This window comes from Deltaproteobacteria bacterium RIFCSPHIGHO2_02_FULL_44_16, assembly GCA_001798185.1.
In the GTDB taxonomy this organism is placed as follows: Bacteria; UBA10199; UBA10199; order 2-02-FULL-44-16; family 2-02-FULL-44-16; genus 2-02-FULL-44-16.
Genome location: MGRM01000003.1, coordinates 26,714 through 42,824, shown reverse-complemented (window position 1 = coordinate 42,824; position 16,111 = coordinate 26,714). Strand labels below are relative to the sequence as shown.

Here is a 16,111-nt window from a genome sequence, read left to right as displayed (position 1 = left end):
GTTAAAGTAATTCAAGGCATGCTTCAACGTTTGTCACACCCATCACTTCGAGTTTTGAAGAGAATTTTGATTTCAGATTCGAAGAGGGGATGACGGCTTTCGTAAATCCCATCTTCTGAGCTTCTTTGAGTCTCGCTTCAATTCCCATCACCGCTCGTACTTCACCCGTAAGTCCTACTTCGCCAATCAGAATCGTCGTGTGATTGATCGGTTTGTTTTTGAAACTCGAGGCAATGGCTGCCATGACTCCGAGATCACTTGCCGGTTCGGTAATACGAATGCCGCCGGCAACGTTCACAAAAATATCGTGATCATAAAGTTGTAAGCCGACAATTTTTTCTAAGACTGCGACCAGAAGATTCACCCGCTGTGAGTCGATCCCAAGCGATGTCCGTCGTGGATTTGCGAGTGGGGATGAAGAGACAAGCGCCTGGATTTCGAGAAGAACCGGACGTGAACCTTCAAGCGAAGAGACAACGACAGAACCGGCAGATGCATGAGGGCGTTCAGCCAGAAAAATATCAGAAGGATTTTTAACTTCCATGAGACCCTGTCCCGTCATTTCGAACACGCCGATTTCATTCGTGCTTCCGAAACGATTTTTCATGGTACGCAAGATGCGATACGCATGACCTCGCTCTCCTTCGAAGTAGAGGACAGCATCGACCATGTGTTCCAAGACTTTTGGCCCTGCGATCGCACCTTCTTTGGTAACATGTCCTACGAGGAAACAGGCAATATTACTCCCTTTGCAGAGCATGAGGAGTTTCGCAGCACACTCGCGAACTTGGCTCACAGTACCAGGAGCAGATTGTATATCGTTCGTATAAATTGTTTGAATCGAATCGATCGCAATGACATCGGGCTTTAATTTTTTAATCTGTTCGACCACACGTTCGAGACAATTTTCAGCAACCACATAAAAACTTTTTTCAGATACATTCATCCGATCTGCGCGAAGTTTAATTTGTGAAGCGCTCTCTTCGCCTGAAATATAGAGAAGTTTTTTTCCTTTCGACGCAATGCGAGAAAACGCTTGCATCATGATGGTCGACTTTCCAATGCCCGGATCTCCCCCAATGAGAATCATGCTCCCAGGGACATAGCCGCCCCCTAAAACTCGGTCGAACTCTTCGATGCCAGTTGGAATATGATGCCCTTCATCACTTTGAATTTCAGCAAGAGGGAGAGCCATCGAGATTGTCTCTGGAAGGAGTGAACGTTTAGCTTCGATGTTTGTTTCTTCCACATAGCTATTCCAGGCATCGCACTCGGGACATCGTCCCAACCACTTCGGCGACTGTGCACCACAGGTTTGACAAGCGTAGATTGTTTTCGGTTTGGCCATTAGCTCCACCTCCGGACGATCAATTCCCGAATTCGTGTATGTCTTCTTGGACCTTCGCATCCAAAAACTTTGCGACATTCGTAAGGTTTGACCGGATGAATACTACATTTATTTTCGCGGAAAAAGATACATCCACTGTGTGGTGAATGCGCCGCTGCGATGGGCTTTGTCAGCACAGACCAACTGGACTGCGCGCACGAAGCCCGAGCAGACAGGCGCGAAACAAGAGGTTTTCTTTTTGGTGCCAGAACAATGGTTCCCTCAACCTGATGTTCTGTACAATATTGTTTTCGGAAATCCTCTTCCGAAAGTTTCAAAAAATCGGCTGCAGGTTTGATTTCTTCTGGAAGAAACCAACCCGGATCACGCGTGCAACACTCACGGCACTTTTCGCACTGACAACTTTGTTTGTCATTCATGGCAATCGCATAACAAGCCGCATCATGGAAATCCAGGATCTAATTATAAGAAGCGTTCACCCTGAGCTTGTCGAAGGGTGAACTATGCTTCGACAGGCTCAGCATGAGCGTGATATTGTTTTTTCAAGGCAGCGATGCTAGACAGCGTTTATGCAAAAAATCATTCTCCTTTTGGCAACAGGTTTCGGAATTGGAAAACTCCCTTTAGCTCCTGGAACATTTGGCACGCTCCTCGGAGTTCTTCTTTATATGGCAATCGCTTCTCTTTCATCCCTTCATTATAGTGTGACTGTAATAGGGCTTCTTTTTATTTCCGTTTGGAGTTCAAGCGAAGCCGAAAAGATGTTGGCAACAAAAGATCCAAAAGAAGTGGTGATTGATGAGATTCTCGGGTTTGTCATCACGATGGCTTTTCTTCCCTTCAATTTTCTTACGATTTTTGTCGGATTTCTTTTGTTTCGTTTTTTTGATGTGGTCAAAATTTTTCCGTGTCGATGGCTTGAACGGAATTGTAAAGCTGGTTGGGGAATTGTGCTCGACGATGTCGTTGCAGGGATTTATGCACATATCATTTTAAGAATAGTCATTTTATTTTTGGATTATGAACCGTATTAAGAGCCAAAAGGTGTCTGGCAGATTTCTGGCGATTGTTGTTGAGCCAGAAGCTGCCTGACACTTCTTTTGGCGATGAGAGTTGCAAACCAAAAGAAGTGCCAGACGCTTTCTGAAACCACAAACGTTCCAGAAAGTCGTCAGGCACCTTTTGGTCTGCTGCTTCTAACATACAGAGAGTTACAAATGAAAATAGCCGTTCTCACAACTGGTGATGAAATCATGCAGGGAGTTATTACAGATCAGAATAACTCTTGGATTTCGGAAAAATGTCACGCGTTAGGTCACGTTATTGTTTGGCATGCCGCATGTGCTGATGATCACGATGCGATTGAAGCGATGCTCAAGGAGGCGGCTGATCGAGCTGATTGCGTGATTGTCACTGGTGGTCTTGGACCGACAGCAGATGACATGACGATTGAAGCAGCATGCAAGGCCTTTGGGAAAAAATTAGTTTTTTCTGAATCTGTTTTCAAAGAAATCGAAAACTTTTTTACAAAACTTCATATTCCGATGTCGCCTTCCAATAAAAAACAAGCATATTTCCCCGAAGGAGCGATAGCCCTTCCGAATAAAATAGGAACTGCTCCTGGTATTCACGTTCACTATAAAAAAATTGATTTCTTTTTTCTTCCAGGTGTTCCGTTAGAGATGAAGCACATCTTCGATGTTTCTGTTCTCCCTTGGCTTGCATCGAAAACTGAAATGAAAATTGTTCAGCGAACGCTCCGCTGCTTTGGATTGCCTGAAGCAGATATTGATCATCAACTTCAAGAAGTTGATCTTGAAGAAACGCGCTTGAGTTATCGTTATATTTTTCCGGAAACACTTCTTAAAATCGTGGCGCGTGGAAGAGATGAAAAAAAACTTCATGACAAGGTGAATCGAGTTGCTGAAAACATTCGAAAGAAATTAGGAAATATTATTTATGGAGAAGAAGCTGCGCCTCTTTCCGCTGTTGTTTTGGCATTGTTGCAAAATGCGCATGCGACACTTTCAATTGCGGAATCGTGTACCGGTGGATGGATTGCCAATATGTTGACCAATATTCCCGGTGCCTCCACAGTATTTCAAGGAGGAGTTATTGCTTATAGCGATCAGATAAAGATGAATCTCCTTGGAGTAAAAGCAGAAACGCTGCAAGCGTATGGCGCTGTCTCTGCTGAAGTGGCATCGGAAATGGCGAAAGGGATCCAACAAAAGCTCGGAACAACGTTTGGGCTTGGGACAACCGGCATTGCGGGGCCGACCGGTGGAACCAAGGAAAAACCTGTGGGGATGTGTTATATCGCCCTTGCGTCACCTTCTGGAGTGGAGGTTCAATCTCTTTCCTATGGACGCGATCGACTCGAGTTCAAAGAGATAGTTGCATGGACTGCCCTTGATAAGCTACGAAGAGCGCTTCTATGAAAATTCGATTCTTTCTTGCGTTTTCGATTCCCGCGGACATTCAACTCAAGTTGAATACCCTCATTCAACTGATGGCAGAAAAAGCTCCCGGTATCAAATGGGTTGACCCCAAACTTATTCATGGAACCATCAAATTTTTTGGCGATGTTGAAGAAGGATTTCTTCTGGATCAAATAAGTTCTGTGATTGAGCGAAATCTTCGTGGAATGGAGCACATTCATTTGCAAGTTGTGGGCTTGAGTGTTTTCCCCAATTGGCGATATCCAAAAGTCATTTGGGCAGGACTCTCGGGTGATACGGAACGCGCGGCGAATCTTCATTACCATTTCGAGGAAATACTTCTTCCCTTGGGTGTTCCAAAAGATGAACGAACTTTTCGTCTCCATTTAACGCTCGGAAGAGTGAATGGAGCCCCCCTGAAAAACGCGAAAACCTTAACCAGTTTTTTGGAGAAACAAGTTGGACATGAGTTTGGAACATTGACGGTCGATCGCTTGACTCTCTATAAAAGTGTGTTAACAAAGAACGGTCCTCAATATACGTCTCTGAAGGAATTCCCCTTTCAAGCGTCATTGAGTCCCACAAAGGAGTCCTCATGAATACCGATAGTACCCAAATCCAAAATCGTGACAAAGCGCTTCAACTTGCAGTGTCGACGATCGAAAAACAATTTGGAAAAGGTTCGATCATGCGACTTGGAAAAGATGAACCGCTTTTTAAAGGGATCGAAACTATTTCGACCGGTTCGCTTTCACTCGATATGGCGCTTGGTGTTGGAGGACTCCCTCGGGGGCGCGTCATTGAAGTGTACGGACCAGAGTCATCTGGGAAAACAACGCTTGCGTTGCAAGTTGCGGCTGAAGCACAGGGTCATGGACTCATTGTTGCCTTTATCGATGCGGAACATGCGCTTGATGTCGATTATGCGCGCAAGCTCGGTGTCAAAACAGAAGACCTTTTGATTAGTCAGCCCGATAGTGGTGAGCAGGCGCTTGAAATTGCTGACACGCTCGTTCGCTCTGGTGCTGTGGGACTTGTGGTTGTCGACTCTGTCGCAGCGCTTGTCCCTCGTGCAGAACTTGAAGGGGAGATGGGGGATGCACAAATGGGATCACAAGCGAGACTGATGAGTCAAGCGCTTCGCAAACTCACGGCAACGATTTCGAAGTCAGGAACCATGGTTCTTTTTATCAATCAAATTCGCATGAAGATCGGTGTCATGTTTGGAAATCCGGAAACAACAACAGGTGGAAATGCTCTCAAATTTTATGCATCGGTTCGTCTCGATATTCGCCGTATCGCTCCGATTAAAGAAGGTGAGACCGTGATCGGAAGTCGCACGCGTGTAAAGATTGTCAAAAATAAAGTGGCTCCTCCTTTTCGCCAGGCTGAATTCGATATCATTTATGGAGAAGGGATCTCTCGCACCGGTGATGTCCTCGATCTTGCAACGGACAGCGGTCTTATTGAAAAGAGTGGGGCGTGGTATACGTATAATGGCGAAAGAATTGGCCAAGGACGTGAGAATGCAAAACTCTTTTTGAAAGAGAATCCAAAGACCTTAGAAAAAATTGCAAAAGCCCTCTCTGAAAAAAATGGAGTTGGTGAAAGAGTAACCACATCCAATGAAGAGAATGAAACTCCAATAAAACCAAAAAAATAATTGTGGAAGGAGTCTATTTCAAAACTCCATGATTCGGGTGACGCCGGAGCGTGTTCCGGGAGGTCTCCGCGTTTAGCGGAGGGCCGGGACACCGCAGGCGGCAGGACCCGTAACCATCGATAGTTTTGAAATGATTCCTGAATCTTATGAAATCATCTGATCTTCGCGAAAGTTTCTTAAAATTTTTTGAAAAGAATGGTCATACGCGAGTACCGAGTTCTTCATTGGTGCCAGCAAACGATCCGACCCTTTTCTTTACCAATGCCGGCATGGTTCAGTTCAAAGAAGTTTTTCTTGGCGAAGAAAAACGTCCTTATCATCGTGCCTGTTCTTCCCAAAAATGCATGCGTGTTTCCGGAAAACATAATGATCTGGAAAATGTCGGATTTACACCCCGCCATCACACTTTTTTTGAAATGCTCGGCAATTTCAGCTTTGGCGATTACTTTAAGGAAGGGGCTATCGCCCTTTCCTGGGAGTATTTGACGAAAACTTTAGCTCTTGATTCCAAAAAACTTTATGTCACGGTTTTTCGAGACGATGATGAAGCTGAAAAACTTTGGAAAAAGTTTGTTCCGAGCGATCATATTTTTCGATTCGATGAAAAAGATAATTTTTGGGCCATGGGAGAGACCGGTCCCTGTGGCCCCTGTTCTGAGATCCATTGGGATTTTGGAAAGGGACTAGTTACCAAAGAAGACATTGCCTCTGATCGCTTCATGGAAATTTGGAATCTCGTCTTCATGCAGTTTAATCGTTCGCAAGAAGGCGAACTGACGCGTTTGGCCGCACCATCAATTGATACTGGAATGGGGCTTGAACGACTTGCATGTGTTGTGCAGGGGAAAAAATCAAATTGGGAGACCGATCTTTTTCAGCCACTGATCGCCAGAGGAGAAGAGCTTAGCGGACACCGTGAGAACGAATCGGATGATATTCGGATCGCCCTCCGAGTCATCGCCGATCACCTCCGTGCTATGACCTTCCTTATTGCTGACGGTGTTACGCCCTCGAATGAAGGGCGTGGTTATGTTCTACGCCGTATCATGCGGCGGGCAATTCGTTACGGAAAACGCCTTGGGATGAACGAACCCTTTCTTTCGCGGATGCATACAGTTGTTGTCCAGGAAATGGGGAAAGCATACCCCGAACTTCGAAAGCACTATCCGTTTATCGGAATGGTCATCGGAGCAGAAGAAGAACGGTTTTACGAAACACTTGAACGAGGCCTGGGGTTGATTACTGAAACGATTGAAACACTCAAAAAATCGGGGAAGAAGGTGATCCCCGGTGAAGTAATTTTTAAACTTTACGACACGTACGGTTTTCCAAAAGATTTAACAGAGCTTATTGCTGCTGAAGAAGGTGTTCAGATTGATCACAAAACATTTGATGTCTGTATGGAAGAACAGCGTACGCGAGCTCGCAAAAGTTGGAAAGGTTCTGGTGAAGAGCGCATTGCGGATGTCTGGAAGACGATCTCTGCTCGTGTTGGGAACACCGATTTTGTCGGTTATGAAAAAGATGAAGTGACATCTTCTGTTGTAGCGCTTGTTGTCGATGGAAAAGAGGTTGATGAAGCTTCAGAAGGAGCAGAGGTTTCCTTTGTCACTGCTGCGACTCCTTTTTATGGAGAGGGTGGTGGACAAGTGGGGGATACAGGGCTCGTCACAAGTAAAAATATCGAATGTCAGATTCTTGATACGATCAAACCATTTCCGAATTTTCATGTTCATAAAGCAAAAATTCTCAAGGGGAAGTTGCACTACGGAACTTCTCTTCATCTGAAGATTGATCAGAAACGCAGAGCAGCGATTCGAAAAAATCATACTGCCACACATCTTCTCCATAAAGCGCTTCGAACGGTTTTAGGTGAGCATGTGAAACAGGCAGGTTCACTTGTGGATGATCATCATCTCCGTTTCGATTTTTCTCATTTTCAAAAACTGACAGATGAAGAGATGAAAAAGATTGAAACCATGATCAATGAAGCAATCAAAAAAAATATTCCAGTGACCACCCATGTTCTCTCCTATGATGAAGCGATCAAACGAGGAGCAATTGCTTTTTTCGGGGAGAAATACGGGAGTGTCGTGAGACTCGTGGAAGTCGATAATTTTTCACGAGAGCTTTGTGGTGGAACTCATGTTGTTTCAACAGGTGAGATTGGAGAAGCGCAAATCATGACAGAATCAAGTGTGGCAGCCGGCGTCAGACGCATGGAACTTGTAACTGGAGAGGCCGTGAAGACGTGGCAAGAGAAAAGAGCGCAGCTCCATCAGGAAGAAGCGGCTCGATTGAAACAGAAAGAGGCGCAAAAGGATCAAGCAAAGCAGAAACAACAAGGGGCTCTTCAACAATATGCTGATCTCGCAATGAATGCGGTTGAGCTGGGCGGAATTAAAATTTTAGTTCAGGAAGTGAATCTTCCAGATATTGAATCGCTTCGACTTCTTGCCGAGCAGCAACGAGATAAACTTGTTTCAGGTGTTGTCGTTTTGGGCACGATTGTCGAAGAGAAAGTATCGTTACTTGTTGTCGTGTCGAAAGATCTTACTGATCGGGTAAAGGCCGGTGACATTATTCGTGAAATCGCTCCTCTTGTTGGTGGCAAAGGTGGTGGTCGTCCGGAGATGGCCCAAGGTGGCGGACCTGATACGGCAAAACTTCCGGAAGCATTGACGCGATCCCTTGAATATGTAAGGAACGCCTTCTCTTAATGTATTTCAAAACGTTTTAGTTGGTTACGGGTCCTGCCGCCTGCGGTATTCCGGCCCTCCGCTAAAGACGGAGACCTCCCGGAACACGCTCCGGCGTCACCCGAATCTGATCAGTTTTGAAATGCATTAAGTATAAAGGAGAGAATTATGGTTCAAGCATCAAAATTGCGTCCCGGCGTGATCATTCTTCATGAAGGAAATCTTTGTCGTGTGATGAGTGCGCATCATCACACTCCTGGAAATCTTCGTGCCATGGTTCAGGCAAAACTGAGAAACTTAAAAAATGGAACGCAATTCGAACATCGCTTTCGTTCTACCGAAGATGTTGAAAAAGCATTTCTTGAAGAACATGAAATGGAATATCTCTATGATGATGGGGAAAGGTTTCATTGCATGAATACCGCATCATTTGAGCAAGTTGAAATAAATCGCGATACGTTTGGAGACGCGATTCAATATATTCTTCCCAACACCAAAGTGAAAGTAACCTTCTATGATGGTCAACCGGTTGGCGTTGACCTCCCACAAACCGTTGAACTCAAAGTCACCGAAGCCGAGCCAGCCCTCAAAAGGCAGACTGCAAGTTCATCTTATAAGCGCGCGATCGTAGAAACTGGTCTTGCGGTGATGGTCCCTGCATTTGTCGAGACCGGCGATGTTTTGCGTATCAACACCGAAACCGGTGAATATCAAGAACGCGTGTCGAAGTAATTTTATTTGTGTGGGAGTCATTGCGAGCGTAAGCGAAGCAATCTCCACTCAAAACTCTTTGCTGAGATCTTTCCAGTTCGGATTTATCTTTTCGATCAATTGAATCTTCTTTTTTCTCGAACCACCTTTGATTTGTTTTTCACGTGCGATAGCAATATCGGGATCTTCAGTCGATTCGTAATATACCAGTTTTGTGATTTGATACCGTGAAGTAAATGTTCCGCCATCATTTGTTTTATGTTCTTCGACTCGGCGTACAATATTGTTCGTGATACCCGTGTAAAGAACTGTATTATGCTCATTTGTCATGATGTAGATATAATAGGTTTTATCCATAGTAAGGGGGAGATTGCTTCGTCACTGCATTCCTCGCAATGACTATTTTATGAAAAAATTCAGGATTGTAGATGTGTATAAGTTACCTCTGACGAATAAAGTAGATGACGCGATAGTCGCCGACTCGAAATGAATATTTATGTGAGTTGTTTCGACAAATAATATCGGGTTTCTCCTGGAGGAAAATCGTCGAGTTTTCCGAAAATCTTATATCCAAGTTTTTCGTAGAAACCTCTTGCTTGAAAACTGAAAGTATCAACAACCGCTGAAAAACATTTGCGTTCTTTTGCGATTTCTTCTGCTTTCTTTATTAATTGTTCTCCGATTCCTTTTCCCCGTAAGTCTTTTGAAACCCAAAGCAGACGTATATTTAGCCAACCCCAATACGTACTTCCTTCAAAACCAGCGATAATTTTTTTCTCACGATTCCGTAAAACAAGGAGAAGCGGTCGATAATGTCGGGGTGTAATATTGGAAGGGGTTGATTGACCAAGTCCTTCTTCAATCGCTTTGATGAAAGCAGGCGATGAGTTTTCAATGATTTCAAAATTATATTGGCTCATTTAGATGAAAAGTTTTTGAATTATTACAATCGTTTGTTCAATCTGTTTTTTATTTACATCCAAATGTGTGACAGCGCGAACACGAGTAGGGCCGGCGACGCACATACGCACATTGTGTTTCGCAAGTTTTTCAACAAACTGTGAAGCCGTAAGGTTCATCTTCGAAACATCAAAAAATACGAGGTTGGTTTCAACCTCGTCGACATTGATGTGAAGAGTTGAAATCTGAGAAAGGCCGAAGGCCAAAAGTTTCGCATTTTCATGATCTTCTGAAAGTCTTTTGATGTTGTGGTTTAAGGCGTAAATACAGGGGGCGGCAACGACTCCTGCCTGACGAAGCGCTCCTCCCATTTGGAGTTTGTAATACCACGCTTTTTCGATGAACTCCTTTGATCCTGCGAGACATGCTCCGATAGCAGTTCCGAGTCCTTTGGTGAAGTCGATCCAAACAGAATCGAAGGGAGTTGCATATTCTTTTGCTGACATTCCGGTTGCGACAGAAGCATTGAAAAGTCGTGCGCCATCGAGATGCGTTGCGAGTTTATGTTCCTTCGCTATCGCACAAATGCTGCGCATTTTTTCAATTGGCCAAATGGCTCCACCCCCCATATTTGTTGTCTGTTCAATCCACACGAGTTTTGATCGTGGTGAGCGTGCAAAGTTCGGACGTATCGCATTTTTAAGTTGATCAACAGTGTAGATTCCTCGGACTCCATCGAGAGGATAAACCATGGCTCCTGCAATGGCCGCAGCTCCACCACATTCAGCAATAAGAGGATGATATGTTCTCTCTAAAATAATTTCTTCCCCCGGATGACAATGAACGCGAATGGCAATTTGATTGCACATAGTTCCTGACGGAAGAAAGAGAGCTGCGCTCTTTCCTAATATTTCCGCGACCATTTTCTCCAATTGCAGTACTGTCGGATCTTCATGAAGCTGCTCATCACCGAGACCAGCATCCATCATGGTTTCGAGCATTGCCCGTGTCGGTTTTGTCTGTGTATCGCTGTAGAGATTGATCATTGTTCTTTCAAGGCACTGATGATCGTTCGACAAAAAGCGGGAAGGTCAGCAGGTTTACGAGAAGTAATAATGTTGGTGTCGCGAACGACTTCTTGATCGATCCACAGACCACCTGCGTTGACCATGTCATCCTTGATCGCTGAAAAACTGGTCACTTTTTTCCCTTTCACGCATTCAGCAGAGATCATCACCCATCCTGCATGACAAATTCCGGCAATCATTTTCCCCGCATCATTCATACTTCGAACAAAATCGATCATTGCGGGAGTGCGGCGAATGTGATCAGGTGCATATCCGCCAGGGATCATGACGCCATCAAAATCTTTGTTTGCAACCTCATCAATCCCTTTATGGGAGATGAGAGGGTAACCGTACTTTCCTTTATATTCTGTTTTGGACTTTGGTCCGATAAGAAGAACTTCGTGTCCCTCTTCTTGGAGACGATAATAGGGATAAAGGACTTCGACATCTTCAAAATAATTTTCCAGAAGAAGTGCGATCTTTTTGTGGAGTGTCATACGTTCTCCTCATTTTTTGTCATCCTGAGTGAAACGAAGGATCTCCAGTAATCACATGAGATTCTTCGCTACGCTCAGAATGACATTCGTCATTTCTTTTTTTTCTTAACTTTCATTGATTTCTTGTCACTTTGTTTTTTGTTACCTGCATTTGCCAATCTCAGATACATTTTTGCGTATTCATCTTGCGGATTATGCGAAAGAGCTTGGGTCCAGGTTTTCTTTGCTTCGTTCATCTTTCCGAGAGCGAAAAGGGTGACTCCCAGTTGGATGCGGGCAGGGTTGTATTGTTGCTTTGCTTTTAGAACCGTTTGAAATTCTTTTTTGGACTCATCATATTTATTGTTTTCGCGAAGGGCCTGACCAAGTTTGGTGCGAATGTCATGATACGCAGGATTCAGATCGAGCGCTTTTCGATATTCTTGAATCGCAAGAAGCTGAAGCCCAATGGAACGATAAATGTCTCCAATTTCTGCATGAAGATTTGAAAGTTTTCCTCGAAGCACAGGTTCAATGCGAGCATCCTTTCCTGGCTGGCGTTTTTTCAGAGCGCTATAGAGATTTTTTGCGTCACGATATTGGCCGAGGTCATTATACAGCACCGCAAGATTCAAAAGCGCTTCGGTGTATTGCGGATTAATTTTCAACGCTTCTTGAAACGATGTGATCGCTTCCTGAAAACGACCATGGATATGGTAAATAACGCCGAGGAGGTTATGGACATCAGCATATTTTGGCGCTGTTTTGAGCGCCTGGAGTAAATAGTGCTCTGCACGATCATATTGTTTTTGATCAAAGAGTTGTTTGCCGAGATGAATGAGTTCTTTCACGGTATCCATGCTTCCTCCCTAGGAATTTTACTTTACGGATCTTAATAAACGTTTTTGCGCTTTTGCGGTCCACTTACTTTTTGGATGTTCAGCAGACAATTTTCCATAAATCTCTTTTGCTGCCTCAATATTTTTCAACTTCAAATGGGAGACAATGGCGAGATAAAGAGATTTCGTTGCTATATTTTCATCAAGTGTTTTTGTCGCAGCTTCTTCGAAGCGTGGAATAGCTGCGATATATTCTCCCGTACGATAATAAAATCGACCCACATAATAATTGCGTCGGACAACTCGACGTTCAGCCTCTTTTAAAAAGCGAGTGGCAAGCCCGCGATAGGCGCTTTGCGGATAACGATTGATCACGATTTTGAGGTGCTCAATAGCATCATCGATATATTCTTGATCGCGATCGATCGATTTGGGACTTGCCAGATAGTAACTCGTTCCCGCGCGGTAGTAGGCGTAATCGACGCGTGGGCTAAAAGAATAGAGTTTTAAAAAACCGACATACGTTTCAGCAGCTAAGAGATAATCCTTTTTTTGAAAATAGATGTCTCCAATTTTGAGCTCTGCTTCCATACCCGCAGTTGATCGAGGGAAGCGCGCTTTGAGAAGTTCAAGGCATTCAATACCTTCTTCATCCTTTTTTTTGTCGACGATGTGGATGCAACGCTTGAGTTCTTCATCAGGCGATTTTTCCATGGTGGTTGAATCTTTAGCGCAAGAAACCATCATAAGGCTGAAGAGAAAAAAAAGTGAACCGAGGAAAAATCGTTTGATCATCAATGCTTCAATAGAAAAGCTCTTTTAAAAGTGCAAGCAATGACTTTCCTTTCAAGGGATTGACAACCATTTTTCTCGTAGTATTTCATCAAGACACCATCAATGACGAAAGCGGAGGTTTCTTTATGGAAAAAGAAGAGAAAAAAGGGGCGTTTAAAGTGACGGATAAAAGACGGTTTACAGAATCTGGCGAAGCTCGGTCTTCTGATTCTCCCGCGAGGACTTCCCGAGAAGAACAAGCTCCGGAAATGCCTCGTTCACTTGATTTTGCCACTTTCGTGCTTTCACTTGCGACCTCAGCTCAAGTTCATTTGGGCGCTATTCCAAGCCCCGCAACAGAGGAGATCGAAAAAAATCTCCCCTTAGCGGGACAGACTATCGATATCCTCGGTATTTTGCAGGAAAAAACAAAAGGCAATCTGAGCCAACAGGAAGAGCGCTTATTGACCAGTGTTCTTTATGATCTGCGAATGATGTTTGTAGACGCAAAAGAATAAGGAGAAGAGATGAAGAAAAAAATATATTCTCTATGGGGACTCTTTATAACGTCGAGTCTCACGGCAGTTACCACGATTCTTTTTATGATTTCTTTTTCGGGGCCTGAAAAAGCTCAAGGGAATGTCGTTCCACCGGCGCAAATTCAGCCTGCTGCATGGCTTGAAGCGCAGCCAGCTTCTTTTGCCGATTTGGCGGAAAAAGTGAAACCCGCAGTCGTGAATATTGCGACAAAACAGGTGATTCGGGGTCGGCAACAGCGGCGATTTGCTCCGTTTGGGCAACCGCAAGAGCCATTTGAAGATTTTTTTGAACGATTTTTTGAGGGGATGCCTCAAGAACAACAACGCGATAGTTTGGGTTCCGGTTTTATCATTCATAAAGATGGGACCATTTTGACCAATAGCCATGTGGTTTCAGGAGCAGATGAAATCGATGTGAAACTTTCTGACGGCCGTTCATTCCCGGCGAAAGTATTGGGAGCTGATGAACAGAGTGATATTGCGGTGATCAAAATTACAGCTAAAGCTGATTTGCCTGTTGTTGCTCTTGGGAATTCAGATGCGGTTCGACCTGGCGATTGGGTCATGGCGGTGGGAAATCCATTTGGTTATGAACAGACCGTAACGGTCGGTGTGGTGAGTGCCACAGGTCGCGTGATTCGTGGAGGGCCATTCGCAAAATTTATTCAAACAGATGCTGCCATTAATCCTGGAAATAGCGGTGGACCGCTTTTCAATATGAAAGGTGAGGTCATTGGAGTGAACACCCTTATTAATGCTGCTGGTCAGGGCTTGGGTTTTGCCATTTCCGCAAATATTGCAAAAAAACTTTCAGAGCAACTCGTCAACAAAGGTGAAGTCAGTAAAGGGTGGTTGGGAGTTGCGGTACAAGAAGTGACTGAGGATCTCGCAAAATCTTTTGGGATGGAAAGAGCTGAAGGCGCTCTTATTGCCGAAGTGTTTGACGGTTCCCCTGCAGCAAAAGCTGGTATTCAGCGAGGAGATGTGGTGCTGAAATTTGATGGCCAAAAAATTGAAGAACAATATGATTTAATTCTGGCTGCAGGGAGTACAGATCCGGGGAAAGCAGTTGAAGTCGAAGCGCTTCGAAATGGAACGCTCAAGAAATTTTCGCTCACCGTAGGCAAACGTGAACCCGATCTTTCCCAAACAGGAGCAGCTCCTCATGGCAAGGCTGATCTTTTAGGTGTGGTTGTTCGATCTCTTTCCCCCAGTGATGCGCAAGAACTTGGACTTCCTCCGAACTTTCAGGGTGTGGTGATTCAAGCGGTCGAACCTGGCTCTGTTGCGGAGAGTCATGGTATTCGTGTGGGAGATCTTCTTCTCGAAATGAATGATGCCAAAATTGTGAATCTCGATACGTACCAAAAGGCGTTGAAAGAACTCAAAGAAGGAAATCTTGTAAGACTCTTCTTAAAGCGCGATCGGCAAAGTATTTATATTGCATTTCGTCTTTCGAAGAAATAGGAGCCACAAAGCTCTAGGAGAAGAGTGAAGAAAACGCCGGAACAACGTCAATCCATCTCGCTCGTACTTGAGGATGGAAGCGTTTTTTCCGGCGTTTCTTTTGGCGCCCTTGTCGATGTTGAAGGGGAAGTTGTTTTCAATACTGGCATGGTGGGGTATCCCGAATCTTTTACCGATCCCTCGTATAAAGGTCAGATTCTTACGCTGACGTATCCTCTCATTGGGAATTATGGAGTTCCCGCATCTCTGACGGACATTCTCAAAAGTAATTTCGAATCCGACCGTGCTCACATTTCAGGGCTCATTGTTTCTGAATATTCAGAATTTCATCACCATTGGGAAGCTGTTTCGAATCTTTCTGATTGGCTTACAGAACAAAAAGTTCCGGCCATTTCCGGTATTGATACACGCATGCTCACAAAAAAGTTACGGACGAAGGGGAGTCTGCGTGGGCGGATCATATTTGATGCGAGCGTGTACTACACGCCCCTACAGAACGATAATATTAATTTTGTTGCTGACGTGAGTATCAAAGAACCAGTGACCTACGAAGGTGGACCAAAGCGAGTCGCTCTGGTTGACTGTGGTTCTAAAAATACGATTCTGAAAAGTCTTTTGGCACGTGGATTAACGGTCATCACGGTTCCGTGGAACTTTGATGTCATGCAACTCGATGTGAAAGGTGTTCTCTATTCCAACGGACCCGGAGATCCTGCACTGCTTCACGAAACTATTTTAAGTGCTCAAAAGGTTCTCCAAGAAGAGATGCCGATCTTTGGCATTTGTCTCGGAAATCAAATTTTAGCGCGTGCCGCTGGAGCTTCGACGTACAAAATGAAGTTCGGACATCGTTCACAAAATCAACCCTGTCGTATGGTCGGCACACAACGATGTTATATTACCTCGCAGAATCATGGATATGCGGTCGATACAACGACGCTTCCATCTGATTGGGAATCTTGGTTTGAAAATGCAAATGATGGGACCAATGAAGGTCTTCGACACAAAACAAAACCCTTTATCAGCGTTCAGTTTCATCCTGAAGCCATGCCCGGCCCTGTCGACACTGGATTTTTATTTGATGAATTTGTGACGATGTTGAGATGAAGTATTGATCCAAAACTATTGAAGATTTTCTCGCAGGGGGCATTTGACTGAGGCGCGTCGATGCGATGTAAAAGATCGCG

General features: G+C 44.5%; 17 protein-coding genes. 9 read left to right on the top strand and 8 right to left on the bottom strand.

Annotated features, from left to right (window positions below):
• Position 1 precedes the first annotated feature (1 nt).
• A complete protein-coding gene (locus A3C46_01635) occupies positions 2–1,348 on the bottom strand; it encodes a DNA repair protein RadA (GenBank protein ID OGQ23621.1) in 1,347 nt (448 codons plus the stop codon).
• Positions 1,348–1,767 (bottom strand): hypothetical protein, encoded by a 420-nt coding sequence (locus A3C46_01630; protein ID OGQ23620.1) that lies wholly within the window; start codon positions 1,765–1,767, stop codon positions 1,348–1,350. Before A3C46_01630 ends, A3C46_01635 begins: the two co-directional genes overlap by 1 nt.
• Before the next feature lie 150 nt (positions 1,768–1,917).
• Between A3C46_01630 and A3C46_01625 the strand changes: the two genes are divergently transcribed.
• The 6 genes from A3C46_01625 to A3C46_01600 all read left to right on the top strand — a co-directional run bounded on the left by A3C46_01625 (position 1,918) and on the right by A3C46_01600 (position 8,883).
• Entirely contained in the window at positions 1,918–2,382 is a 465-nt protein-coding gene (locus A3C46_01625; protein OGQ23619.1) for a hypothetical protein, read from the top strand.
• A 183-nt stretch (positions 2,383–2,565) separates the two neighbouring features.
• Positions 2,566–3,789 carry a hypothetical protein gene (locus tag A3C46_01620; GenBank protein ID OGQ23638.1) on the top strand — a complete coding sequence of 408 codons (1,224 nt, stop codon included), beginning with the start codon at positions 2,566–2,568 and terminating at the stop codon, positions 3,787–3,789.
• Complete coding sequence (locus tag A3C46_01615; GenBank protein ID OGQ23618.1) at positions 3,786–4,388, top strand: 2'-5' RNA ligase; 603 nt, start codon at positions 3,786–3,788, stop codon at positions 4,386–4,388. Before A3C46_01620 ends, A3C46_01615 begins: the two co-directional genes overlap by 4 nt.
• Complete coding sequence (locus A3C46_01610) at positions 4,385–5,452, top strand: recombinase RecA (GenBank protein OGQ23617.1); 1,068 nt, start codon at positions 4,385–4,387, stop codon at positions 5,450–5,452. Before A3C46_01615 ends, A3C46_01610 begins: the two co-directional genes overlap by 4 nt.
• 146 nt (positions 5,453–5,598) lie before the next feature.
• Complete coding sequence (locus tag A3C46_01605) at positions 5,599–8,172, top strand: alanine--tRNA ligase (GenBank protein OGQ23616.1); 2,574 nt, start codon at positions 5,599–5,601, stop codon at positions 8,170–8,172.
• 144 nt (positions 8,173–8,316) lie between these two features.
• Entirely contained in the window at positions 8,317–8,883 is a 567-nt protein-coding gene (locus A3C46_01600; protein ID OGQ23615.1) for an elongation factor P, read from the top strand.
• Between the two features lie 48 nt (positions 8,884–8,931).
• On the opposite strand, the gene A3C46_01595 is transcribed toward A3C46_01600, so the two are convergent.
• From A3C46_01595 to A3C46_01570, 6 genes are all read right to left on the bottom strand, one after another.
• A complete protein-coding gene (locus tag A3C46_01595) occupies positions 8,932–9,219 on the bottom strand; it encodes a hypothetical protein (GenBank protein OGQ23614.1) in 288 nt (95 codons plus the stop codon).
• 137 nt (positions 9,220–9,356) lie between these two features.
• Entirely contained in the window at positions 9,357–9,782 is a 426-nt protein-coding gene (locus A3C46_01590) for a hypothetical protein (GenBank protein OGQ23613.1), read from the bottom strand.
• Complete coding sequence (locus tag A3C46_01585; GenBank protein ID OGQ23612.1) at positions 9,783–10,808, bottom strand: threonine aldolase; 1,026 nt, start codon at positions 10,806–10,808, stop codon at positions 9,783–9,785.
• Positions 10,805–11,326, bottom strand: a complete 522-nt coding sequence (locus A3C46_01580; GenBank protein ID OGQ23611.1) for a protease — start codon at positions 11,324–11,326, stop codon at positions 10,805–10,807. Before A3C46_01580 ends, A3C46_01585 begins: the two co-directional genes overlap by 4 nt.
• Before the next feature lie 89 nt (positions 11,327–11,415).
• Positions 11,416–12,165, bottom strand: a complete 750-nt coding sequence (locus A3C46_01575; GenBank protein OGQ23610.1) for a hypothetical protein — start codon at positions 12,163–12,165, stop codon at positions 11,416–11,418.
• A gap of 18 nt (positions 12,166–12,183) precedes the next feature.
• Positions 12,184–12,939 carry a hypothetical protein gene (locus A3C46_01570; protein OGQ23609.1) on the bottom strand — a complete coding sequence of 252 codons (756 nt, stop codon included), beginning with the start codon at positions 12,937–12,939 and terminating at the stop codon, positions 12,184–12,186.
• A 248-nt stretch (positions 12,940–13,187) separates the two neighbouring features.
• On the opposite strand from A3C46_01570, the gene A3C46_01565 reads away from it, so the two are divergent.
• Genes A3C46_01565 through A3C46_01555 form a run of 3 tightly spaced genes read left to right on the top strand, consistent with a single transcriptional unit; the run spans position 13,188 to position 16,031 of the window.
• Positions 13,188–13,436, top strand: coding sequence for a hypothetical protein (locus A3C46_01565; GenBank protein ID OGQ23637.1), 249 nt, complete (start codon positions 13,188–13,190; stop codon positions 13,434–13,436).
• Between the two features lie 9 nt (positions 13,437–13,445).
• The gene (locus A3C46_01560; protein OGQ23608.1) at positions 13,446–14,924 is read left to right on the top strand and encodes a hypothetical protein; all 1,479 of its coding nucleotides are present in this window, start codon (positions 13,446–13,448) and stop codon (positions 14,922–14,924) included.
• A 24-nt stretch (positions 14,925–14,948) separates the two neighbouring features.
• Positions 14,949–16,031, top strand: a complete 1,083-nt coding sequence (locus A3C46_01555) for a carbamoyl phosphate synthase small subunit (GenBank protein ID OGQ23607.1) — start codon at positions 14,949–14,951, stop codon at positions 16,029–16,031.
• The last annotated feature ends 80 nt before the right edge of the window (positions 16,032–16,111 follow it).